Source organism: Enterococcus innesii (assembly GCF_022846515.1).
Lineage (GTDB): Bacteria > Bacillota > Bacilli > Lactobacillales > Enterococcaceae > Enterococcus_D > Enterococcus_D innesii.
On the sequence record NZ_AP025635.1, the window covers coordinates 2,336,224 to 2,361,022 of the forward strand.

A 24,799-nucleotide genomic window follows, 5' to 3' on the forward strand; every position below is an offset into this window, starting at 1 on the left:
GAGAAGCCATGGTAGGAATCAAAGATATTGCCCAAAAAGCGGGTGTCTCCATATCCACCGTTTCGTATGCATTGAATGGCAGTCCAAAAGTGACCGAGGAAACCCGCGCGCGGATTCAAGCGATCGCAAACGAATTGAACTATGTTCCGAACATGGCTGCTCGCACACTGAAACGCAGACAAACCAACATCATCGGTGTTTATCTCGCCGATTATGCCGGAAGTTTTTATGGGGAATTGCTAGATGGCATCAAGAAAGGGTTGGAACTTTTCGGCTATGAAATGATCGTCTGCAGCGGCAAGAAATCACACTTGTTTATTCCTGAGCGGATGGTGGACGGTGCCATCATTTTGGATTGGACGTTTCCAGCAAAGGAAATCGAGCAATACGCCCAACGAGGGCATCAAATCGTCGTGTTAGACCGTGTCTTGCCTCATGAAAACATCCATCAAGTCTTGTTGGACAATAAAGGAGGGGCGGCGCTGGCGATCGATCGCTTGATCGCTGGACAAAGCCAAAAAGTGTTTCTCTTAGCAGGGCCAGAAAAAGGCTACGACAGTCGGGAGCGGCTAGACGCTAGTACGAAAGAATTGACGCGCTTTGGTATTCCTTATGAAGTGATTCCTGGTGACTTCACGGAACCTTCTGGCTATCGCGCAGCAAAACAGCTCTTAGCAAATGATCCTCAGTTTCCCATTGATATCTTTGCCTTCAATGATGAAATGGCAATCGGAGTCTACAAATATGTCCGCGAGACCGACTATCGCATCGGAAAAGAGATCCGCATCATCGGGTTTGATAATACGGAATTAGGCGCTTTTGTGCAGCCGCGCTTAGCGACGATCTCCTATTCGAAACATCGATGGGGCATGGTGGCAGCTGAGAAAATAGTCCAATCGATCCAAGGGGAACCAGTGGCGGACGAGCATATTTATACCACTTTTGTGGATGGTGGATCATTTATTTAATTGATCCACTAAAGGAAAAATAGTTGAAAAATGAATGGTGAAATGGGGAGGATTTTATCTTACAGAACATACCAAAGCAATTGATGGAGAAAGAACTATTGAAAGAAGTAAACCAATTCAAAAGTTCCAGATGGATGTTAATGAGATCGCCGAAACTTTAAATCAGGCAACACTCAAGAACAAATCAGTAGCTATCTAAATTGAAGCGCATGATCGAGATGGGAATTACTTTCCTGATATAGTTGGCCATATTTAGGGGGCATGATGAACTAGAAATATATGTTGGTGGTAATAAGGTTGGCTATGATAAAATTAGGAATATTAAAATAGCTAACATAACCAAGTGGTCGGACAAAAGTAACCTCTTATAAAAAGTACTCACAAATTATTAAATTATATTAGCGATAATTATTTAAAGCTGCCTTTCTGATATAATAGTTTGTAAAGGAGTGCTAAGATGATTAACTTTTTAAAAGGCTTAAAAATAAGAATCCTATATATATATTCAATGATTTCGCTACTTATAGGTGTCTATTTAAGTGTAAATTGGATTCCTGTAAGCGTTGAAGGACTAAGCAAATCCCAAAAACAGGAGCTTTTAAGAGAAGGATCAATCAACTGGGAACTTGGTGTAGTTTTTAAGGTATTAGCCCTGATACTTTTCTTAGGTGCACTAGTAAAATCCATTATATATATCTTAAACAAAAAGAGATAAGCGTAAAGCTCATCTCTTTTTATACTATCTAGAAACTTCGTGGATCACTTCGATTTTATAAGGAATGATGAATCCTGCTCTTTGCATTGCGTAACAATAATTGTTTCCAAATCCCACCTCGAAGTTGCCATCATAACCATTTAGCTCCCATTTGAAATCAAATATATCCGTAACCTTTACTTGAGTCCAATAATTTCCATTGGCTTGTTTCATATAAGTTACTGTGTAACTAACTCCACGTAATGCTGTGTGAAGTTGGCCGCTTAGAAATGTATAACTTCCTGAGAAAGAACCAGATTTTTTACCTGTAGAAAATGCTTCTTTTTTAAGTCTAGAATAATAAGCGGTCATTAACTCCTCGCCGTCTACAGTCTTTGCCCAGCTATCGTTTTTATTAACATATGTCGAAGGTTTCCATGTTGGATTCCAATAGTAATTCTCAGCAGAAATAATGGCGTGCTTCATATAAGCAGCAGTCTGATTGTGACCTTTTTTCTTAACCATTGATATACCTTTATTGTATGCAGCAATTGCAGCCGCATAAACTGGATTTGCAGGAGTTACCGATGATCTAGCACCTATCTTAGACTTTGGTTCAACATAAAAAGGATCAACTGATTCGGCAACGTCCGCTTTATACTCTTCCAACAATGCATCTTGTTCGGCATCATAGGAATTTAAAACTGTTAAACTCTCATTTAAAGATGCGTTGAACTCTTCCGCACTATCAGAATCTTCAAACATTCTAATTACACCATCAATATAATCTCTATTGGACTCTTCATTGGATATTGCCTCATTAATTAATGATTGATTAGTTTCATCTATCTCAAAACCATTCTCATCTGCATAACCATTTATTTGACCAAAACTTAAAACTGATATACCAAACACTACACTAATTAAAAACTTCTTCATTGTTTTAATCTCCTTTTTAATTATTATTTTACTAACAAATTTAATATACCATACTATAATATATAAAAAACATTTTAAGTTATATTTATATCCTGACAATTTTGTAATATATAGGAAAGGATGTAAAATTGAACAAAGTTGAATACAATAATATGCAAGTAAATCTTCGTTCTTTGCGGCACAAACTTGATTTTCAATGCATAATATTCGTTATTCTGTATTATTAAAAAAGGAACATAATAGGGTATTTATGAAAAAAGTATAAAAATATTAGGGTTTATCTTGTTGGTTATAATTGGATTTGTAGGGGGCTATTTTCTATCTGTAGATCCAGCTAAAGACTTCTATGGTGATTGGTATGGTGTTGCTAACGAGGGGGAGGAGAGTTTTCTTTTAGAATAGATAAAGAAAAAAATAATCGATTATGGAAATGATGATTATAATTCACCTGGTTCTCCTTACATAGTGAAAAAGTCTGGAAATGGATTTTATATTGAAGTGTCTGATGATGAGCTAAAAAATATTTTTCCCGAATTAATAAACTTTAAGTATAAAAACAATATGACATTTTTCCTGAATGATGATGAAGAATCAATTGAGTACTTTGTGGCTATAGATGGTTTTTTGAATAATGTAAAACTACATAAAACATCCTTTGAAGATTCGTATAACAAAACCGAAGAGTCAACCTCACAAAGTCTAATAGCAAGTGAAACAGAAACTTTTTACAGTTCTATGCTTAATGAAACTCATTCATCAGAAACGACATCATCAATTGATTCTCCAAAAGTATCAGATCTAAGTGAAAAAATTGATTTATTTATTGCGAATTATACGTCAATTCCACCAGATTAGATTATGGAAAAGGAACTTGATGGAATTACAATAAGAGCAACAAACTTTACTGCAACAAATGAAGCCGAGGCATCATCTATTCAGTATCATTTGCTAATGGAGAGGCAACATCTTGCAACGATGTATACGCACAAGTCATTGGAGAATAATAGCTATTTTCAATAGAGGCTAATATGCAAAAAGATAAATCTGAGCAGGATGAAACTCATTCTAGCTCAGATTTTTTTGAATATTACTTTCCTTGTTTTGTATTCATATTTGATAGAATCATTCATACCACTTATCGTCCTCTTAGTTTGTTTATTTTGTCCTGATTTAATCATATTAGAGAACGATATGTTTTTTAATATCTAAAACGAAAATGGGGCTGAAGAATCAATTCTGATTCATCAGTCCCATAAATTATAGAGCCTTTCTTGCGGCTTTCTTTTATGGGCTTTTGTCACAGTCTCTTTTTTGCGTTATTTCAAAAATAACTTTACTTATTTTATCGAAATCAGTGATTTATAAAAAAAATAATATTTTTTATTTTGTTATTTTATATGTACTGATTTTTTTAAATAACGTTTTTTATTCATTTTTTGATTATAACATTATCATTATCTACAGAGAGAAGATGGGAAGCGTTCTTTTAACTTATCATTTTTGGGAGATAGAAAAGCTTTTTTCTTCACGGGATTTTGTCAAATATTTTATCTTTTTATTTATTTTTCTCATCTTAATTTAATTGTTGGTGTTGATTTATCCCTCGTTTTTTGTATTATTTATGAAGGAGAAAAGCAGTTTTTCGAAAAGAATCGATGATTCATCCTGATAATTTGCGATTTTTTCAATCGATGAGTAACAGATAGCTGTAAGATGTGGAAGTTACTAAAATTGGAATTATGAAAAAACAATTATAATCATAATTTTGAACGGGAGAAAAAAAGAATTATAATTTTTTTTCTTGAAATCGCTAAACTAAGAGTTGTAACACAGGGCGTGCACTGCGCGATACGTTCATTTTTTTAGATAGGAGGGATAAAGTGAAACGGTTTTTAACAACTTTACTTGTTTTTATACTAACATCAGGTCCGTGTTTTTCATATGCAACGGTAGTGGCACAAGCCGAAAGTGTTACAAAAACAAGTGAAGAACAAAGTACGCCTTCTGCTGACTCTGTCGTTTCATCGATCGACAGTCTGGAAGAGACGAACGGAACGGAAGTGCAAGCATCTAGCGAACCTGCTTCGACAGATTCTACAGAAGCAACTGCGAAGACATCTTCGTCAGAGACCGAAGAGTCATCTGAAGCCGTAGAAGAAGTAAAATTGACTTTTTTGACAGATACTGAGCATGTATTTGCTACCGGAGAAACCCGCATCCAGATCAGCAAAAACAAAGGGGAAGCAATAGAAAAAAGTGAACTACCAGTTTTTGAGGATGATACTGATTTTGAAGGATGGGCGTTAGACGGGACAGTTTATACGAGCCAAGCGTTGACTGAATTGATTTTCACGGAGAATCAAACCTTAACTGCTGTTTTTAAACCGACTGTTAAGGCAAGAGCAGCGAACATCACGTTAGCAGAACAATCGATCAAAGAGATCATTGCAGAAGCCGATAAAACGAAAGTGATCGCTGTACCAAGTCCAGCTGGAGATGGTTTAGCATATGCGGAATATACCAATAGTGCTGAAGGGATTCGTCAAGCGTTGTTTGATATGTATCAAAACGGCAATGGCCAAGAATTTGCTTTGTATGTCGGCTCTGGCTCAGCTTTAGCGACTTTGCCAACAAATCTGACTTCAAAAACGATTCCAGCCACAGTCGATAATACAAACATGACTTTTTATGCACTACAAGGAAAAATCAGTCGCTTGATCATCACAGGACATAGTGATGATCCCATCACAGATGCAACAACGTTGACTTCGGGTAGTCGAGCAGTCGCACTTGGCACGGACATCTACTTCGGTTCTGATGTAGTGATTCGAAACCTCAACTATACGGGGACGAGAATGTACATGAATGGGCATAGTCTTTCCTTGAACGGTGGTTCCACCGGGGATGGCCTTGCTATTTATGGGGGAAGCAACAATGGCGACCTTACTGGAAATCCGACGATCACTGTAAATGCGACAGGTTCAGGAACTTGGAGCATCTATGGTGGGAATCAAAGCGGTGGTACATTGACTGGGAATACAGCGATTGTCGTAAATAATACGGTGGGCGGCATCAGTACGATTGCAGGAGGTGCCAGTATCGGTACGATTGATGGGAATACCAATGTTACCATCAATCGACTAAATGGCACATTGACCGATTATTATGGGGGCGGTGTCGGAACCACTACTTCAAATACAGCCAATGTTACCGGTAATGTCGCAACAGTCTTTCAAACAACGAACACCAATTTCCGTTTAGGAACCTATTATGGCGGTGTTCAATACGGGAACATTGGTGGAACAGTCCACAATACTCTCACAGGAGTGGGGGGTTGGACCGGCACAGGATTGAATTATTATGGTGGTTCCAGAGAAGGAAATATTGGACAGACACGAGAGCAAACAGCGATTACGAACCAAGTAGACACTAGCACCTATTCTACAGGAGCAGCCTATTTTATTGGTGCCAATCGAACCAATGGAACGATTACTGGGAGTATTGAAAATACGATTAAAGCAGGTGACTACAATCAAGGGTCATTCAATCGTGTCGATGGCGGAGCAGGAATGGACGTGAGTGTTACAAGTTTGCAAACTGGATCCGATAGTGTGTATGATGCGATGACACCGGCTGATCGCCGAGCTTACGCTGAAACCACTGCTCGCTTTAAAGTATACGGCGATATTACGACGAAAATCCTAGAAGGCTGTGTCAGTTATGGAGGAGACAACTTATCCTATACGCGGGCAGCTGGGTATGGTGGCTTTATTGACGGTAGCACAACTGTCGAGGTCGGCGTATTAAATGATTCTCGCACGGTCGGTGGTTCTGGTTTCGTCTACAGTTATGGGGGACGATCTTATAAAGATGGTATTCCCTATTCAAATAGCTTGAATTCACGAGCAAATGGTGTCGGAACGTTTGATATCGTAGGCGGAGGCGGTACCAATGGTGTGCAAGCAACCAACCTTTATATTTATGGAGATACCAAAACAGTCCTAAACAATGTAGTCGCTCGTTGGACCTATGGTGGTGGTTTTTCAGGAATCATCGAGGGAAACACGGCAAACATCTTGAATGGCGGGATCGTTGATACGTTGGAAGGTGCAGGATATACCGGTAAACGTGTATTCGGTGATTCACATGCTGAAGTAAATTACGGTCAAGTCGACTGGTTTCTCAGTGGCGGCGGTTGGGGGGATGCCAAAATTACTGGGGACGTTTCAGTGACTGTTCATGATGGTATCATCAACGCCTCCATGGGGGCCTCATATGGATATTTTTCAGGACACACGATCAATGGAAATTCTGATAATCGAATTTACGGCGGAGATTTTTCTGGAGCACCTCGGACAGGTCCAAGTGCTTTTTCTGGAGGAATCACGAATGCAGGTTCGCTGCTAGGAGATGCCCAATTAACAATCGACCTAAGGGACTATGAAGGGGAATTTAAGCTTCCTTCTGGAACAAACATCTCAGGCGGCAATCCATTTAACAGTACGAATATCGTTGGGACCGATAGCTCCAATACGATTACATTGAACATATACACAAAACCAGGGTCAGATGCGCTGAATGGGGCAACGATCTATGGCGATGGTGGACGGACTGCTAGCAATACGAGAAGCGGCAAAATTTATATGAATATCCAAGCGGAAGGATCAAGTATCGGAAATTTATACACCACGTACTATTCCAATATTTCTTCCAGTCAAATTTTAAGAGATGTCGAGATGCGGGTTCAAGGAGCCAAAAGTATCAATGGGATCTCAGGCGGAAACGCGTCAGATAACTTTACGAACACGATCGTAGCCAACAGCAGTAATCAAGTGAAGATGAACTTTGGTGAAAATGTCGATGGGACAGCTTCTTATCAAACTGATCCGATCGCTGTGACGGGTCTGGGGATCGTCAACTTTACCGAATTGAACGTGACAAACGGCATCAAGCTAATGGCCAATGGGGGAGACATCAAAAATGGTCGTTCAGCTACTGCTGCCAATCACGCAACGACCTATCATCAGTTCGGTGATATCCATCTTTCTAAAAATGCCGGTATCGGTATTTCTTCCGCAACGAATTTGATTTCAGGCGCGAAGTTAACGGTGGAAGACGAAGGGACTATCGAATCGCCGCCGGGAACGGGGCGAATCAATCTCTCAGATTTCGCAACACCAGATACGGATAAAGATCACTTAACGTGGCTGAAAACGACGACCAATGATGCAGGTTCTCGAGTCAATAGTCAAGGAACGTGGTTTGGTGCGGTTAGTGCTTACCAAGTGTTGACCATAAATCCAACTGCTGCTAATGCGGCAGCGATCACCCCAATCAATTTCAGTGGGATCGAAAAAGCGACTGGGAAAACCTTCATTGGGGACAACGATGTGACCAATGCAGCCAACGGGTACGGTATTGCGATACCAGGGTCGATCATTAACTACGAAGTTGAAACACCGGGAGTCGCGAACGGGATCGGGGCTATTAGTCACAATGTAACAGCAGTCAAAGAGAACAATACACCGCTGACCTTGCAAGCCTGGGGGACGGAGCAAGCAGGGACACAAGTGCAAAAAGGGCGTTTATTGATTCCTTATACGGTCACAGAATTGCCAACATTGACGTTTACACCAGAAACCCAAACGTCCGGTTCATGGTTATATGCCGGTCAAATCAAATCCAGCAAGCTAGATAGCACGGATCAGCAGTTGACGGAACAACCAGATTCAGAACCAGTTGATTGGACGAGTCCTGATGGGGAATATAGTTACGATATCAGCGTACGCTACTCAAATAAGGCGGAAGTTCAAGCCCGCAATGTGATCCTTACAGAACAAGAGGCACAATCGCTGACCAAAGAACAAGCCGTGACATATCTCGAAGCCAGCGGGCGTCCTTTCTTTAAGGACACGCTGACAGAAGAGGTCTTAGCTGCAATTCAAGAACCGTTAGAAACAGCGGTCTATCGCAAACAAGCGATCACTTTCTCGGTAGGTGAAAACGATCAGAATCAGGCAGAAACCACCGTTAATTTGGTGGTGGTCAAAAATGAGAGTGTCATTTCTGACGACCGGCAATTTGCCGTCTATGCAAAAGATGTCCGTTTGACCTTACCGGAAGCAACGGCGCTGACCGATGAAGCAGCTCTGGCAGACTATACCCAAGCAACCACGATTTTTGCAGATAATCGCGAAAATGTACCACCGACTGTCGATCCGCAAGCTTTTACCGCGATCCAACAAGCAACGGAAGATGAGTTGTTGAAAAATGTGTCAACGGCTTACCATTATGAAGCAGGCAGTCAACGGGCAGAAAAAGTCGTCAACGTCGCAGTTGCCGGCGAGCTTGTTTTAAGCAGTGTGCCGACAGCCTTTGATTTTGGGCAGCAAAAAGTTGCCACAGAAACACAAGATTATTGGCCAACGATCACAGGAGAACTAGCGGTGAAAGATACCAGAGGATCCGAACGAAGTCCATGGCGCTTGACGGTCAAAGAGCAACAGCCATTAACGGATGGAACAGATCAATTAACCGATGTCTTCCGCTTTGTGAAAAACGGTCAAGAACAGATGATAACTAGTGGGGAAATGATCATCGAGGAAACGGAATTGACAGAAAATGGCACTTACGTCGTGAATCAGCACTGGGGCGAAAGTGAAAATGAAGGCATCAAACTTACTGTTCCAGTCGAACAGCAAAAAGTTGGGGACTATCAAGGAACCTTGAGCTGGCAGCTGGTTTCGGCACCTGGCAACCCATAAAGGCAGGAAAACAAATGAAAAAAATCATGATCGGTGTTATTACTGGCTATCTATTATTGTTCCCTCAACTCGTTTCAGCAGCTGAAGCAGGTGCCTATGACAGCAATGGTGTCACTTCCTTTTTCGGCGTCTATGAAGAACCCGTTGAGGAGCCAGAAGAGCCCATAAAAGAACAGCCAGGGAATAAACAAGTTAATCAAAAAGGCAACAATATTTTGCCAGCAACAGGGTCAGATCACTTTAATCGCTATCAAAGCAGTGGTCTTGTCGTTTTGTTGGCAGTAGGAATCATTTTAATCAAAAGGAGAACAAAAAATGAAAAAACTTTTCTTGACGGCAGGCATTCTATTGATGAGCACTGCTCTGTTACCAACAACCGTTAATGCCGCTGAATACACCTCAAATGGAGCAATCACTTTTGAAGCGGACCCGAATCCAACCAATCCAGTTGATCCGACCGATCCAGAAAAACCAGTGGATCCCGTCGATCCAACCGATCCCGATGGACCAAACCCTGGAACAGCTGGACCATTATCGATTGATTTTGCTTCAAGTTTTCAATTTGGCAACCAACTGATCACTTCTGAAACAAAAGATTATTACGCACAGCTACAAGAGTTCACAGCTGGCGCTGCTGGACCAAACTATGTGCAAGTAACTGATAAACGAGGAACACAAGAAGGTTGGTCATTGAGCGTTGTGCAAAATGGACAATTCAAAACGGCTGATGACGAAGAACTGGTAGGCGCTTCATTATCGATCGCCTCTGGCGCTACAACTTCGGTTACCGATATGCAATACGCACCAACGGTTACGACAAGTCATACCTTTGTACCAGATAGTGAAGTCACATTGGTCAACGCACCTGTTGGAAAAGGAATGGGTACTTGGATCTACAAGTTTGGGACCGATGCAACGGAAGGAGCAACGGCAGTAAAATTAAACGTGCCAGGTAGTTCTGTAAAATTAGCCAAAGAGTATCGGACGACATTGACTTGGAATTTAAAGAATGTCCCAGATAATATCGGTAGTAATTAAGAAACGATCTTTAAAATAAAAGGAGTGTTATATATTAATGAAAAAAACAGCGTGGGTCTTTGTAAGTCTTGCCGTATTGGCAGCAGCGAGTGCAGCAACCGAGGTTTCAGCAGCTGAAGCTGCTTCTTACACATCAAATGGGGCGGTTGATTTTATTCCGAATACTGATCCGACGAACCCAGTCAATCCAGAAAATCCAGATCCAGAAAATCCGGTCAATCCTGTGGATCCAACCGATCCCGATGGACCAAATCCTGGAACGAATGGCCCATTATCGATCGATTATGCCTCTAGCTTAGATTTTGGTGTCAATAAAATCTCAAATAAAAACGAAGTCTATTATGCACGAGCACAAGGATACTTGAATGACGATGACACAGCTTCTACATTAAAAACGGCCAATTATGTCCAAGTTACAGATAATCGCGGTAGTAATGCCGGTTGGCGGTTGTCTGTGAAACAAAATGGGCAGTTCAAAAATGAGTCAACGTTGAATCAAGAATTGACAGGTTCTGTCATCACCCTAACAAGTCCGACAGTTAGATCCAATGCGGTAGGTGTCACAGCTCCTGTGGCGGAAGCAACGATCACATTGGATGCAGCAGGTGCTGAATCAGTGGTGATGACTGCAGCAAATCAAACGGGGGCTGGAACATGGGTCAATGCTTGGGGAAGCGTTGAAACGGTCACTGAAATAGATAAAGATGGCCAAGAAGTACAAGCAGATGTTACCAAAGCGGTCGCACTTTCTGTACCTGGCAGCACACCAAAAGATGCCGTTAGCTACACGACTACACTAACTTGGGTATTATCAGATACACCAGGAACGGAAGGATAAGGAGTATAGATATGAAAAAGACACTAGCATTTCTCTCAGTATTAGGCTTAAGCCTAGCAGCACCAGTGCTGGCACAAGCAGCAGACAGTGCAGAATACAACTCAAATGGACAAATCACCTTTGAACCAAATACGGATCCAACCAATCCAATCAGCCCAACGGATCCAGATCCAGAAAATCCAATCAAACCAGTTGATCCAACAGACCCAGATGGACCAAATCCGGGAACCAACGGACCGCTATCGATTGATTTTGCTTCAAGCCTTTACTTTGGCACACAAAAAATCACCTCGAAAACAGAGATCTATCATGCGGAAACCCAAAAATACGTGGATTCAGCAAATGAAAATCAAGAAGGCCCCAACTTCGTCCAAGTAACAGACAATCGGGGAACAGAGAGCGGTTGGACATTGAATGTTCGCCAAAATGGCCAGTTCAAAACAGCGGAAGACCAAGAATTGACTGCTGCGCAAATTCGTTTGACAAAGGGAACTGTGGTAACACCGTCATTGTCACCAAAACCATCAAATGTGAGCACAACGATCACATTGAATCCAAACGGTGCCCAATCCTTAGTGATGAGTGCCCAAGATGGTGAAGGAGCAGGAACCTATCTAATGAGTTGGGGCGATAGTTTAGCCGCAGCCATGGATAGTATTGAGTTGGAAGTTCCAGGCTCAACGACGAAATATGCCAGCCAATACAACACCACGTTTACTTGGTTACTAACAGACACACCAACCAACCCATAAGTACCAGCTTTCTCCTTGAACCCTTTCGAGGTTCAAGGAGAATACATAGAAAGAAGGGACATCCATCATGAAAAAAATCAACCAGCTTTTGGCGCTCCTATTCGCGAGTATTTTCTTTTTCGTACCAACTATAGGAACCGCTTCTGAATTTAATTTTGCCGTCAATCCAGTGATTCCAGAGAACCAAATCGATAAAGAAAAGACTTATTTTGACTTGAAAATGGCACCGGGGACGGTCCAAACTGTGGAAGTCCAATTGCGTAATGATACCGATCAAGAGGTAGTCATCGCACCAGTGATCGCTTCAGCTACCACAAACCTAAATGGAGTCGTGGAATATGGCGAAAACGACATCGAAGCAGATGAAACATTGCCTTATGATATGGCTGACTTGATTGAAGTGGAGAAAGAAATCACGATCCCGAAACAATCCCAGATCACCTTGCCTTTAAAGATCACTATGCCTTCGGAATCCTTTGAAGGAGTCATCGCAGGTGGCTTGACCTTAAAAGAAACGACAGAGGAAAATGCTACGGCTGACAGTGAAAAAGACCAAGGCTTAGCCATCAAGAACGAGTATGCCTATGTCGTTGCGATTTTATTGCGTCAAAATACAGCAGAAGTTGCGCCGGATCTGAAACTACTAGATGTTGGACCGGGACAAGTCAATTCTCGTAACACCATCAATGTCACCCTCCAAAATCCTGAAGCAGCGTACTTGAATTCATTACGCCTGATCAATGAAGTGAAGAAAAAAGGCGATAGCGATGTTTTGTATTCTTCGGATACTTCCCGGATGCAAATGGCACCTAATTCCAACTTCTCGTACCCAATCTCATTAGAAGGGCAACGTTTAGAAGCCGGGACCTACGTGTTGACTTCCGTTGCCTATGGTGGGAAAAGTGAAGAAGGACAATACAAAGTTGAAAATGAAGAAGGCGAAGAAGAAAGCTATCTTTATAAGTGGACCTTTGAGAAAGAATTCACAGTGACTGGCGATGTCGCACGTGATCTGAACCAGAAAGATGTGACGATCGAAACAGATTACACGTGGCTTTACTTCTTGATCGGCGGTCTGTTGTTATTGCTCGCCTTCTTGCTGCTTTTATGGTACCGACGAAAGAAAAAAAATGAAACGGATGAAGCGTGAGCACCTTGAGAAATATTTGATCGATGGCTTGATCATCGCAGGTATCCTCTTGTTGGCACTTCCTTTTCTAAAAGAAAGCATCGTCAGTTGGCAATTACGCACAAGCGAATTGACGATAGCGACCCAGCTGCCGACAACGATTCCAGAAGAAGAAACCATTCAGATACCGACTCTGGAGGACGTCTTAGCGCCACAGCCAGCAACGATCACCGGGTACGGCTTTGTTGCAATTGAAGCGATCGAGTTCCAGCAGCCGCTATTGGTGGGGATAACCAATCAGCAGCTACTGAAAGGCGGTGTCGTGATGTTTCCTCAGCGTTTGTTAAAAAATAGCAATTTTGTCGTTTTAGGGCATCATCTCGGTAGACAAAGTTTGTTATTTGGTCAATTGCTAGAAGCACAGGTGGGGATGGAAGTGTCAGTGAGCTATCTCGAGGAAAATCAACAGTATATCATCATCGATAAAAAAATCGTGGAGGAAACAGACTTGTCGGTTTTAGCGGATGACCAAGGGCCAAGGCTGACCTTGATCACTTGTCCAACACCAACGCGAACGGACGAACGTTTAGTGCTGACAGCGATTCCTGTTGAGCAGACAACTGCCCAGCAGTCGCAAAAATCGTCGAGCAGTACGCCACAATCATCGGATGGGATGATTGAAAAACAAGAAAAGCAATGGAAACAACAATCTAAAAAAAATTGGTTTCTTTTATTTGTTATTTTATTTATAATTAGTGGATGCCTGCTAAGCGTTCACAAACTGTTGGAACGTTCAGCGTCATAGAAAGATCATCAGAAAGTGCGCGGATGATAAGGAAGGTGAAGAAATGAAACGCAGATTTGGCTTTGTCATTGGTGCCTGCATGTTTATTGGATTGATTGATCTTGTTACAGAACAAGTCGTTTTTGCCACCATCTATAATCCGCTGGACCCCTCAGAAGAAATCGTTCCGACAGATCCTCCGGAAGAAGTACCAGAAAAAGTGAATGAACCACCTGCTGAAAAAAAAGAACCAGAAGAGCAACCAGCTCCTGAACCGGAAACGGTTCCGAAGAAAGAACAGGAGCAATCCATATCTCCAGAAAGTAATTTTTTGGACAAACAGAAACACTTTGGACAACGAGTCATGCTAGAAGATGTTTTCGTATCGGATAGTTTAAAAGTGGATGTAGCACTCCCAGGAAATAATACGGATGGCGATGGGGATGATAAACCTTCGTATCTTGCCAGTCTCTGCTATTTATTTTCAGGAAACGTTCTTTATGGCCAAAAAAATAATGGAGGCTTGAAAACGCATGTTTGTGACATTTTTGAATAAAGCGGACAAACGAAAATTGGTCCTGTTACAATATTTGGAAAACGCCATCGCTCTTTCTGAAACGAAAGAAACCTTGATGGATCAATTGACCATGTCGGAATTTCTAATCAACAAAACCGTTCAAGAATTGAATCTTGATTTTTATGAACTAGGGTTGAATGAGGAATTTGAGATCGTGACCGATGGGACGGTCATTAAACTCAATGCGTCCGGGCTGGCAACTTCCGATACGCTATTGACTTATTATTTGGATCAAGCGTTAAAATTTTCCATGTTGAAAGAATGTTTTTTTGAACAATTGTCTTCGCTATATGAATTTGCCACCAATCATTATTTGAGTCACAATCCTGTCTATAAAGAATTTAAACAGTTTAAACTGATTTTGAAGGAATACGACATTGATGTGACGAAAGAGTTTCAGCTGGTGGGGGAGGAAAGTGAAATCAGAGAATTTATTTTTCTCTTTTTTATGAAGGAATATTATTTGGATCATTCTCCCTTTCCAAAAGAGATCCTCGAAAAAGAAAAGTCTTTTGCGCGATTCAATGAGAGTAATTGGCTTAATCACAAACAGTCTGCTCGCATGCGAATTCGCAAGAAACACTATTTAGGCATTATTTTGTCCCGCATGGATAAAGGGCATTACATGCAAAATACGCTAGAAAATGATTTGATCATGCCGAAGCACTTGGTGATTATTGATGAGTTGAAAAGCTGGTTACAAGAGATTTTAGCCATCACAGATCAAGAAGTGCTAGAATGTGAGGCACGGGATATTTTACGCTTTTTGATCGTTGAAGGGTGGTTGATCGACAATAACAGCTACATTGATCAAGAACAAACCTATATTCAGCAATTAAACACGGATTTTATTCAATCGGTCCAACAGCAGTTCTCATTAACGGCTGAAACATTGACACTCCTTCAGACCGAGACGACCACGATCCATTACCAGCTCTTATCGTTTTCCTTTAGTTCCCGCTATGAATACCAATATATGGATGTGACGTATTTTCTTGAGACGTACCCCGAATATGCAGCCTTTTGTCGCAACTATTTAGAAGAAAACCGCAATCGCCCAATCTTATGGAACAACAAGGAATTTTTGTTTTTCAGATACCTGATTTTATTAGTTTCTACGATTCCTTTAAAAGAGATTTTGGTTCCCTTGTATGTCTGCGTTGATTTTTCTTTTGGTGATTCTTATAATCAGATGATCCAAAAGAATATCGAAAAAATTCTCGATTTGAATGTGCAATTCCAGAGTTACCCAGATGATCATACGCATTTGATTCTTTCAAACCTCCCCTTTTATGGTGCCTTAGGAATCGACCATATCTTATGGTTGGCCCCTCCTAGACCTATTGATTGGGCCAATTTCACAGAAAAAGTCAGCGCGATCCGCAGGGAACAGTTTCAAAACAAAACGGCACAATGAGCATCTCGCTGTTTTAATAATAAAGCGTCGTCTGTCCTCTCAAGGAGGCAGGCGTTTTTTTTGCAGAGAATCACATTGCCAAAAGAACAATCATGAATCGGTCATCTTTGTAATGTATCACTTATTGGTTGTGAAAAAGGAACATTTGATAGGATTTTTTTTTGCTAGAAAATTTGGTATGATAGAAAGAGAAGAAAAAGAGGTGCCCTATGATGGATGGGAAACAAACGAAGGCTGTGATTGGCCAGACATTGATCACCCTTTGTGAGACCAAAGAAGTGAATAAGATCAGCGTGCAGGAGATCGCCGAAAAAGCGCAGGTCAATCGGCAGACGTTTTACTATCATTTTCCTGATAAGAAAGCCTTGATCCAATGGATCTATCGGCAAGATGCGCTGATTTTTTTGACGACTGAAGATGTCGCCCTTGATAATTGGGAAGAGGCCGCCTTACGCATGCTGAAAGCAATGAAACAAGCGCCGGCCTTTTACCGCAAATCACTGGCTTATGACCGCGAGATCTTAATGAACGGTTTTTTACAGATCACAGAACCGCTTTTTCAGCGCTTATTCTTGGAGGTCGATCAAGAGCAGCAATTGACGAAACAAGACATTCTATTTTATAGCCGGTTCTTTTCCTACGGCTGCGGAGGCATTTTGGAAAATTGGATTCATAACGACTTTCCAGAGACGCCATTAGAGATTGCAACGCAATTGTTTCGTTTGGCGAAGGATGTAGAATTTTTTGGCCACCAAATCTATGAAAAAGAGGAGCAGTGAGCGATGACGAAAGTTTTATTTGTTTGTTTAGGTAATATCTGCCGTTCCCCCATGGCAGAAGCCATTTATAGAGCAGAAATAGCAAAACGCAAATTGGATTGGCAGATCGATTCGGCAGCGACTAGCTCTTGGGAAGTCGGACACTCAGCTCATCCAGGAACTCAGAAAAAGCTCCGTCAAGTAGGTTTATCAAGCGGAGGTCTTATCTCCCGCCAGATCACAGAGGCAGATTTTACAAAATTTGATTGGATCATTGGCATGGATGAGAGCAATGTTGAAAACCTGCATGGGCTGGCACCGGCCAATACGACAGCCAAGATCCGTTCGTATATGAGTGTCGTTCCCGGCAAGGAGACTGAGGAAGTGCCAGATCCTTATTATACAGGGGATTTTGAAGAGACCTACCAACTGCTACAAGAAGGAATTCCTTATTGGCTAGAGAGTATTTCTTCGGAGAAATAAGACGTGTTCGCTTGTATTTTATCAAAAATTTGCTAAAATAGGATTATGAAATGCGAACGTATGTGTGGTTTTATAAACTGCTGTAACGCGCAGAAAGGAATGTCCAATGGAAAAGAAACCATCGCCCATTAAACAGTTGGGTAAACTCATTGTGATGACATCCACAACCTTGCTAGATACCTTTTTCAGTGATGATGCTGACAAGAAGAATCAGTCTGAAAAAGTGAAAGAGATCCAGCGAACGCTGCAAGAAGCAGCTGCTGCGAAGCATCTGGTGGTGTTGCAAGTAAAGACAGAGAAATTGGGTGGTTTTGAAACCGTTACCGGGTGGATCGTCGGTAAAACGGTAGCAAAAGAACAAGTTGTCTTGAAATTACAAAGTGACCGTCAGCAGCTGCGAATTATTCCCCTGAATCATGTGCTAAAAGTCAGCACCTTGAATACAAAACCCGGCTTGTAATCAAGCCTGTGCATAGCAAAAAAACCGCTGGGTCATTAGACATAGCGGTTTTTTTAATTGCTAATTAAGCGTGCTTGTTTTTGACTTCAGCGAGTCGCCAAGCAGTCATCATAGCGATCAGTTCATAAGGGATCGGTTGCGCAAAAGGGAACTGGACCGCACCTTTACTAGTCTTGTAGGGTTGTAGAGCCTCTTGGAAGGCCGTGATCGCAGAAGGCGTAGGATAAAAGCCGAGATGCTGTTTGGCGCAGGCAAAATGCACGATATTTTCTTCCTGATGATAGGTGGGCATTTGGTAACTGATTTTTTCAACCGCTTCTGGCAAGACAGCCTTAATCGTTTGGCGGACAGTTCTTAAAATCACTTGTCGTTCTGCTGGAGCTGCTGCAATGTATTGGTCAACTGTCGTAATGTCTTTTGTCATGGGACACCTCCTGCCTTTAGTATACGGTAAACTCCGTAAGAAAAAAAGGAGCCTGTCAGTGGGTGGCTGACAGGCAAGGAGTAAAAATGAAAAGTGTTAGTTAGGGTTGTTTGTTGGGTTATGTATACTATACTGCCCAAATATGAATTTTTTGTGGAGAAAAGATTGGAAAGTGTTTAAGTTTACTACCTAAGAAAATACCCCAAAAAAGACCCGTCGGTGGGTGGCCGACGGGAAGGAGTTAAAAATGAAAAAGTGTTAGTTAGGGTTGTTTGTTGGTATACATAAAGTATACGAGATAAATATGAATATTCTGTGACAAATCTTTTCGGAAGTTCTTAAGAAACCGTAACGGTTTGATTACAAGGAAAGATTCTTTTCGTCAAAACGATTTTTTAAGGTACGGTACAAATCAATGTATTGCCGATCATCTGCCGCATAATCCCAAATATAACTCATTTTTTCTGGTTTAAGCTTTTTCATCAATTGGTTGGAACTAACGATAACATCATAATTTTCTTGCTGATTCAGATCATAAGGCTCTGCTGCCACGAAGGTCAAGTCATGCAAGAATTGATTTAAACCTTGAACAACTAAGAAATTATCTTCTAAGGCAACCCCAACCCGTAGACGATTCGAGTAACGGATTTGATCATAAAATGGCAAGAGGGCATGAGTATACATCGTTGCCATCTGCTCTTGATTTTCATCATTGATATAATCTACTGCTGATTCTTCACGGTAGCTAGTCAAGAAATCGTCGATTTTTTGTTGTAACTGTTCTTCAGCAGATCCGCGATTGATCGATGGTGTCAGCAAGCGATAGATGTTAGGAAATGGCTGACGAAAAACATAGTTGCCGAAGGTCACATTAATCAAATTCCCCACAACTAATGGCTCGTCTAACAGGCCAGGTTGTGAAGCAAAAAAAGTTGCTTTCATTTCTGCTAAAAGGTCTGCCACAAGCGGATAGACCGGATTTTGTTTGTTTGAGAAGAAATGGATCGTTTGTTGTAAGGCTTCTTCTTCCGGACTTAAATAGAATGGGAAGATTTGCGCCATCAAATAAATAAAGCCAGATTCACCTTTCAGTTGTTTGTCCGTCATTGAAACTTCAGGATCAACGACTTGCGTCAAACGCTCAAAATCGAAGTATGGATTATTTTTCATCAAGAAATTGTACCGTTTGTCGTATTTGGCAAAATTTTCTTTTTTGATTCGTAAAAGGATCAGGGCAGCAAAATACTTCAACTCTAGTCGACCAAGATAAGAGTGAGTCATTGGGAAGTATTCCGTGAAACGATCCACTACTTTTTCTGCTTCGCTTTCCGCGATCGCAAAAGGCCATTCAATGCCACGGGTACCTAACCAAATAATGTTGAATAAGGAGAGCCGCACAAGACGCTCATCGCCTACTAAGTTTGATTCAGTGTAAGTAAAGCGAAGCTGGAATTGTTTCAAATGTTTTTTTAGATGTTCAAATTTGCGAGACACCGTTGAACGACTGACATCGTATTTTGCACAAAAATCCGTGATCGTTGGATTGTCTTCATTCAGCATGTAAAGAACATATAAGAACGGAACGCTTTTATTCAATAAATAGAAGCGGTATTCATCGATCGTTACCGCGATATTCTGAGGCTGTAATTTACCGCCACGACCGAGTATCGACATATGATCCGGAGTCAACTCAGCTAGATCTTGGTCGATCTCAGTCAACTCGATAAAAGCTTGTTGGTAGCTCAACTCCATTTCCTTTGCCAATTGTGCGATTGGGTGGCTAGGGTTTTGCAGAGTTAGCATACGCCGGAATATTTTAAATTTAATTAATGTTTGCGGGTCCATCATAAGTTCTTCATAAAACATAGGTATCCTCCTTTGTGGCTCTATTGTATCTTTTTTTTACGAAACTGTCAGTCTTTTTAATCAAAAAAATAGCCTACCTTTTAAAAAAAGGTAGGTTATTTTCGTCTTTTTAACTAATTTAGGCCGAAATAGGATCTTTTTTGAACCATGACCATAGCAAACCAATCAAAAATCCGATCGCCGCTGGTATGACCCAACCCATCCCGATTTGGAAAAATGGCAGATAATTAGACGCAAAAGACAAAATTCCTTGCACAAACGCATTATTGGTAATCAGTGCAGGACTAGCATTTAAGCCGTCGATGATTGCAGCGATCAACGTGAAATACGTCGTCATTCGATAGACACTGGCACGATGATGAAACAAGGGACTGATGATCGCCAACAAAATCAAGGTGATCGCCAGTGGATAGATAAACATCAAGACTGGAATGGAGAATTCAATGATATTAGTCAAGCCAACGTTGGCGAAGATCGCTGGTAAGATACTTGTCAATGCGATAAAGAAACCGTAGCTTTGTTTTGGAAACAACCCAGCAAAGGTCTCAGAAAAGGCTGTGATCAAACCGATGGCGGTTTTTAAGCAGGCAGAGATGACGATCAATGCCAATAATAGACTGCCGATGGTGCCAAGGTAGTGGTTGGCGATTTGTGCCAAAGCGATCCCACCGTTTTCGCTGATGGGAAACTGACCTAAACTTTTGGTTCCCATATAAGAAAGTAAGGTATAGATGATCCCCATCAACACGATACTGACAGAGCCGGAAAGAATCGTGTCTTTTGCGACTGTCGTAGGTTTCTCAACCCCCATATTGCGAATCGTTGAGACGATGATGATCCCAAATGCTAAGGATGCCAATGCATCAAGGGTATTGTAACCATTGGTGAAACCAGTGAAGAAGGCATCGTTTTGATAGCTAGGATAGATCGGCGCATCGCTGATCGTTCCTAGGGGTTGCCAAAAGGCGAAAAATAGCAGAACACCTAGTAAGACCAGAAACAAGGGATTTAAAAACTTCCCGACATAATCAAGAATTTTGCTTGGTTTACGTGAAAACCACCAAGCAGCACCAAAAAATAGGGCAGAAAACAAGGCCAATAACCAAGTTTGCATATCTGATGAAACGTGGGGAGCGATCCCGATCTCATAAGAAGTAGTGGCCAAACGGGGCAGAGCAAAGAAAGGCCCAATCACTAAGTAAAGCAAAATCGTAAATATCATTGCATAGCGTCGATTGATCCGAGAAGCTAATTCAAAAACTCCGCTACTTTGGGACACCCCAATGGCGATTACTCCTAAAAATGGCAAGCCGATTCCGGTCACTAAAAAGCCAAGATTGGCTAAGCCGACATTCGCACCAGCTTCTTGTCCCATGTGAACGGGGAAGATTAGATTTCCGGCACCAAAGAACAGACCGAAAAGCATTGATCCAACATACATATAATCCTTAAACTGTAACTTTTTTTCCATAAATGAAAGCTCCTATAATTCCTTAGTTTTTAAAAAAATAACAAATTTTCCGACAAATAGCAATGTTTTTTTGTTATTTTTTGGTAAATTCTGACGATTCTGTTTCCCATAATAAAAAAACACTTAGCATTGAATTCTTCCAAGCTTACTGAAAAAAGGATAAAAAGCTCGGAAGAAGAACACTAAGTGCTTCAAGACAGAGAATTAATTCAACACACGGGAAAGGAATTCTTTGGTGCGCTGCTCTTTTGGATGAATAAAGATATCTTCTGGTGTTCCTTGCTCGGCAATGACGCCTTGATCCATAAAGATGACCCGATCAGATACTTCTTTGGCAAAGCCCATTTCGTGGGTAACAATCACCATCGTCAAGCCAGTATGAGCTAAGGTATTCATGGTCTTCAACACTTCACCGACCATTTCTGGATCCAATGCAGAAGTCGGCTCATCAAACAACATGACATCTGGATTCATCGATAAGGCACGGGCAATGGCTACCCGTTGTTTTTGTCCACCTGAAAGCTGGGAAGGCTTGGCATTGGCATATTGAGCCATACCGACTTGCTCCAGATTTTCTTTGGCAGTCGCTTCCGCTTCTTTGCGATCGCGTTTTAAAACAGTGACTTGTCCAGTCACGCAGTTTTCTAATACATTCATATTGTTGAACAAGTTAAAGGATTGGAAAACCATCCCTAGATGTGTCCGGTATTTCGGCAAGTCATAGCCTTTTTCTAGCACATTTTCACCTAAGTAGATGATTTGTCCACTGGTTGGTTTTTCTAATAAGTTGATGCAGCGAAGAAGTGTGGATTTTCCTGAACCAGAAGAACCGATGATCGTGACAACTTCTCCTTTATTAACAGACAAACTGATGTCTTTTAAGACTTCGTTGTCGCCAAAACTCTTTTTTAAATGGTCAATTTCAATGATTGCTGACATGTTCTTCCTCCTTATTCGTTCGGGTTGATGTCTTCTAATTTGACATACGCACTGGGACCATCCATTTTGCGTTCAACAAAGCGCAAGATCTGGGTAGCACTGATGGTCAAGACTAAGTAGATCACACCGATGATCGCAAATGTTTGGAAGTATTGGAAGTTCGTTCCAGCGGCTGATGTACCTTGGAAAAAGAGGTCCGCAACACTGATAACACTTAAGACGGCAGTATCTTTGATATTGATAATGATCTCATTCCCGGTAGCAGGTAAAATGTTGCGCATCACTTGCGGCAACACGACTTTGATCATGGTTTGCCAATGGGTCATACCGATGGCTTGAGCTGCTTCAAATTGACCATCATCTACAGCAAAGATCCCACCACGAACGATCTCAGACATGTAGGCACCGGTATTGATAGAAACGATCAGCACGGCTGCCAGCGTTCGATTCATTGAGACGCCAAAAGCCAAAGCGGTTCCGTAGAAAATAACCATAGCTTGAACCATCATTGGGGTCCCGCGGAAAACTTCGATATAGATGGTTAGTAAGCCATTAACGATCCGTTGGAGGAAACGTCCTACTGGATTTTCTGAAAGCGGCAATGTCCGGAAGATACCGACTAAGAGACCAATGATCAATCCGATGATCGTTGAAAGGATCGCGATGAATAAGGTCAAGCCAGCACCTCGCAAAAAGAGCATGCCGTAATCATCAATGATTTTTTTGAAATCAGCGATCAGACCTTGATCCGCTGTTTCTCCGCTGGCATCTGCAGGCTGATCCAAGACTGCTTGATCCATCAGGGAAACCCGTTCTTCTTCAGAGATTCCTGCAAGGATCTCATTGACTTTTTCAACATCCGGATCGCCTTTGCGCATCCCAACTGCTACTTGGACGTCTTCTGGATTGGTTTCAAAACCGGCCCCTTCATCGAACTCGACAATCTTCAAATCAGGATTTGCACCGACGGCAGTGACGCCTTCTGGTCGTTCACTGACGTAGCCATCAATGATTCCCGAAGCTAAAGCAACGCGCATGGAGGAGAAGTCTCGCATGGCTTGTTCTTTTTGGACCTCAGGGATTTGATCAATGACGGTATAATGGAAAGTATTCAGCTGAGCAGTGATTTTCGCTCCAGCAAGATCAGCGAGGCTTTTAGCATCGGCGTACTCGCCATCTTTACGAACCACTACCACCAAATCTGATTCATAGTAAGGATCGGTAAAATCGATTTGCTCGCGACGTTCGGCAGTTGGTGACATCCCGGCGATCACGGCATCGATAGTCCCCGCTTGTAAAGCTGGCGGTAGGCCGTCCCATTGGGTTTTAACGATCACTAATTCCTTGCCTAAGCCTTCAGCGATTCGTTTGGCGATCTGGACATCGTAACCGCCGGCAAATGCCGAGCCTTCTTCCCCAGAAATTGGCACGGCACCATTGGCGTCAGTGGTTTGCGTCCAGTTAAATGGCGCATAACCCGCCTCCATGCCGACACGGAATTGTTCTGCAGGTGTTTGGTCATCCGCTTGCACAGTTAAGGGCAGCTGAATGAGGGTTAGACAGAGGGCGAAGACCGCCCAGATCCAATTATTTTTTTTCATTTTTTCTCTTTCCTTTCACGAGTTGGACAAGCAGGTAAGGATGAAAAAGCAAAAAAACAGCCGTACTCCATGATTGGAAAACGGCTGTTGACAAGTCATCGTCGACAAACCTTTCACAAAACATAGCGCAACTTAGACAAGCTAAGACAGTCCGCAAATTATTCATTTGCGGCCCAACAAAATCGATGCAAGCAAAACCGATCTTGTTTCGGCGATGTTCCCTAGCTCTGCTGTAAACGTGTTGCTTCACTCAGCAGGATTAATGAACCTCGCGACCTCTACCTAAATGTTAAAGGGTACTCGTATTTAATTTGATTCTTCTCAGAGTTTAGAAGAAAAGCACCCAAATGTCAATTCTTTTTAACAAAAAAACGACCATTTCCCTATTTTTATCAAAGAGAAAGCGGATCGTTTTTACGAGTGTCTATTGGAACCCTTAAGCGACTTTCGCTTTTGGTTCACGGCCTAAAACAGCTTGGATGACTGTCAAACCAAGCAATAAGCCAAGTGCTAGATAGATGAGGCTTGAGTATTGTGTAACGCCCCAATCTTGTCCTAAGGTACGGTACACCACAAGGACGATGGCTTGAATGATTGCTGTGATGACATTTAAAAAGCCAAATGCCCATAGATTGCCATTTTCTTTACGTGCTAAATAGAAGATAGAGAAATATAAGCTGACTGCCAACCAACCGAAACTGATAATGATCATTGCCCAATAAATAATAGCTGCTACCAATGTATTTCACCTCACTTTGATTCGTGACTAGTTTACCACGTTTTTTGTTCCTTGTCATGAAGGAATCTCTTTCTTTGTGAGGCAAAAAACAAAGCGCAAAAGCAGTAATGAAAAGATCGTCTGCTACATTTGCTATTGGTGGGTTTGCTGAAAAAGGG

At 41.8% G+C, this 24,799-nt stretch carries 23 protein-coding genes and 1 riboswitch; of the genes, 16 read left to right on the forward strand and 7 right to left on the reverse strand.

Features of this window, described 5'->3' with window-relative positions; all coding sequences use genetic code 11:
- Positions 1-8: 8 nt before the first annotated feature.
- The 3 genes from ENLAB_RS10990 to ENLAB_RS11000 all read left to right on the forward strand — a co-directional run bounded on the left by ENLAB_RS10990 (position 9) and on the right by ENLAB_RS11000 (position 1,683).
- On the forward strand, positions 9-968 hold the full coding sequence (locus tag ENLAB_RS10990; RefSeq protein ID WP_244351114.1) for a LacI family DNA-binding transcriptional regulator: 960 nt from the start codon (positions 9-11) through the stop codon (positions 966-968).
- Positions 969-1,002: 34 nt separating this feature from the next.
- Positions 1,003-1,167 carry a hypothetical protein gene (locus ENLAB_RS10995; RefSeq protein ID WP_016609543.1) on the forward strand — a complete coding sequence of 55 codons (165 nt, stop codon included), beginning with the start codon at positions 1,003-1,005 and terminating at the stop codon, positions 1,165-1,167.
- Positions 1,168-1,425: 258 nt separating this feature from the next.
- Entirely contained in the window at positions 1,426-1,683 is a 258-nt protein-coding gene (locus tag ENLAB_RS11000) for a hypothetical protein (RefSeq protein ID WP_008376271.1), read from the forward strand.
- Between the two features lie 24 nt (positions 1,684-1,707).
- Here the strand turns inward: ENLAB_RS11000 and ENLAB_RS11005 are convergent, their stop codons facing one another.
- On the reverse strand, positions 1,708-2,601 hold the full coding sequence (locus ENLAB_RS11005) for a hypothetical protein (protein WP_200125843.1): 894 nt from the start codon (positions 2,599-2,601) through the stop codon (positions 1,708-1,710).
- Positions 2,602-3,066: 465 nt separating this feature from the next.
- Between ENLAB_RS11005 and ENLAB_RS11010 the strand changes: the two genes are divergently transcribed.
- The 13 genes from ENLAB_RS11010 to ENLAB_RS11070 all read left to right on the forward strand — a co-directional run bounded on the left by ENLAB_RS11010 (position 3,067) and on the right by ENLAB_RS11070 (position 17,601).
- A complete protein-coding gene (locus tag ENLAB_RS11010; RefSeq protein WP_244351116.1) occupies positions 3,067-3,456 on the forward strand; it encodes a hypothetical protein in 390 nt (129 codons plus the stop codon).
- A gap of 1,025 nt (positions 3,457-4,481) precedes the next feature.
- Positions 4,482-9,365, forward strand: a complete 4,884-nt coding sequence (locus ENLAB_RS11015; protein ID WP_244351119.1) for a WxL domain-containing protein — start codon at positions 4,482-4,484, stop codon at positions 9,363-9,365.
- Positions 9,366-9,379: 14 nt separating this feature from the next.
- On the forward strand, positions 9,380-9,748 hold the full coding sequence (locus tag ENLAB_RS11020; protein ID WP_077453992.1) for an EF2685/EF0750 family sortase-dependent surface protein: 369 nt from the start codon (positions 9,380-9,382) through the stop codon (positions 9,746-9,748).
- On the forward strand, positions 9,681-10,403 hold the full coding sequence (locus ENLAB_RS11025; RefSeq protein WP_081118260.1) for a WxL domain-containing protein: 723 nt from the start codon (positions 9,681-9,683) through the stop codon (positions 10,401-10,403). Before ENLAB_RS11020 ends, ENLAB_RS11025 begins: the two co-directional genes overlap by 68 nt.
- 37 nt (positions 10,404-10,440) lie before the next feature.
- Positions 10,441-11,241 carry a WxL domain-containing protein gene (locus tag ENLAB_RS11030; protein WP_096742140.1) on the forward strand — a complete coding sequence of 267 codons (801 nt, stop codon included), beginning with the start codon at positions 10,441-10,443 and terminating at the stop codon, positions 11,239-11,241.
- An 11-nt stretch (positions 11,242-11,252) separates the two neighbouring features.
- Positions 11,253-11,993 (forward strand): WxL domain-containing protein, encoded by a 741-nt coding sequence (locus ENLAB_RS11035; RefSeq protein ID WP_244351122.1) that lies wholly within the window; start codon positions 11,253-11,255, stop codon positions 11,991-11,993.
- Between the two features lie 67 nt (positions 11,994-12,060).
- Positions 12,061-13,143, forward strand: a complete 1,083-nt coding sequence (locus tag ENLAB_RS11040; RefSeq protein ID WP_244351125.1) for a WxLIP family cell surface protein — start codon at positions 12,061-12,063, stop codon at positions 13,141-13,143.
- Entirely contained in the window at positions 13,133-13,927 is a 795-nt protein-coding gene (locus ENLAB_RS11045) for a class A sortase (protein ID WP_244353423.1), read from the forward strand. The genes ENLAB_RS11040 and ENLAB_RS11045 overlap by 11 nt, the downstream gene beginning before the upstream one ends.
- Before the next feature lie 43 nt (positions 13,928-13,970).
- The gene (locus tag ENLAB_RS11050; RefSeq protein WP_077453987.1) at positions 13,971-14,462 is read left to right on the forward strand and encodes a hypothetical protein; all 492 of its coding nucleotides are present in this window, start codon (positions 13,971-13,973) and stop codon (positions 14,460-14,462) included.
- Positions 14,440-15,900: an AcpB/EbpR/MafR family transcriptional regulator gene (locus ENLAB_RS11055; protein ID WP_086293836.1), complete on the forward strand. Its 1,461-nt coding sequence runs from the start codon at positions 14,440-14,442 to the stop codon at positions 15,898-15,900. The genes ENLAB_RS11050 and ENLAB_RS11055 overlap by 23 nt, the downstream gene beginning before the upstream one ends.
- A 209-nt stretch (positions 15,901-16,109) precedes the next feature.
- The gene (locus tag ENLAB_RS11060) at positions 16,110-16,679 is read left to right on the forward strand and encodes a TetR/AcrR family transcriptional regulator (RefSeq protein WP_077453985.1); all 570 of its coding nucleotides are present in this window, start codon (positions 16,110-16,112) and stop codon (positions 16,677-16,679) included.
- Between the two features lie 3 nt (positions 16,680-16,682).
- Positions 16,683-17,141: a low molecular weight protein-tyrosine-phosphatase gene (locus ENLAB_RS11065; protein WP_200125853.1), complete on the forward strand. Its 459-nt coding sequence runs from the start codon at positions 16,683-16,685 to the stop codon at positions 17,139-17,141.
- Positions 17,142-17,247: 106 nt separating this feature from the next.
- Positions 17,248-17,601, forward strand: coding sequence for a hypothetical protein (locus ENLAB_RS11070; protein WP_077453983.1), 354 nt, complete (start codon positions 17,248-17,250; stop codon positions 17,599-17,601).
- Between the two features lie 64 nt (positions 17,602-17,665).
- Here ENLAB_RS11070 and ENLAB_RS11075 read toward each other — a convergent pair whose 3' ends face one another.
- The 6 genes from ENLAB_RS11075 to ENLAB_RS11100 form a co-directional block, all read right to left on the reverse strand.
- Positions 17,666-18,025, reverse strand: coding sequence for an iron chaperone (locus tag ENLAB_RS11075; protein WP_200125855.1), 360 nt, complete (start codon positions 18,023-18,025; stop codon positions 17,666-17,668).
- 360 nt (positions 18,026-18,385) lie between these two features.
- A complete protein-coding gene (locus ENLAB_RS11080) occupies positions 18,386-19,891 on the reverse strand; it encodes a helix-turn-helix domain-containing protein (protein ID WP_140965123.1) in 1,506 nt (501 codons plus the stop codon).
- A 118-nt stretch (positions 19,892-20,009) separates the two neighbouring features.
- Entirely contained in the window at positions 20,010-21,362 is a 1,353-nt protein-coding gene (gene brnQ / locus ENLAB_RS11085; RefSeq protein WP_200125857.1) for a branched-chain amino acid transport system II carrier protein, read from the reverse strand.
- A 204-nt stretch (positions 21,363-21,566) separates the two neighbouring features.
- Positions 21,567-22,301: an amino acid ABC transporter ATP-binding protein gene (locus tag ENLAB_RS11090; protein WP_005227196.1), complete on the reverse strand. Its 735-nt coding sequence runs from the start codon at positions 22,299-22,301 to the stop codon at positions 21,567-21,569.
- A gap of 11 nt (positions 22,302-22,312) precedes the next feature.
- On the reverse strand, positions 22,313-23,902 hold the full coding sequence (locus tag ENLAB_RS11095; RefSeq protein ID WP_244351128.1) for an ABC transporter permease subunit: 1,590 nt from the start codon (positions 23,900-23,902) through the stop codon (positions 22,313-22,315).
- A 115-nt stretch (positions 23,903-24,017) separates the two neighbouring features.
- Positions 24,018-24,191, reverse strand: a riboswitch (Lysine riboswitch).
- Between the two features lie 147 nt (positions 24,192-24,338).
- Positions 24,339-24,641 (reverse strand): hypothetical protein, encoded by a 303-nt coding sequence (locus ENLAB_RS11100; protein ID WP_005227198.1) that lies wholly within the window; start codon positions 24,639-24,641, stop codon positions 24,339-24,341.
- Between the last annotated feature and the right edge of the window lie 158 nt (positions 24,642-24,799).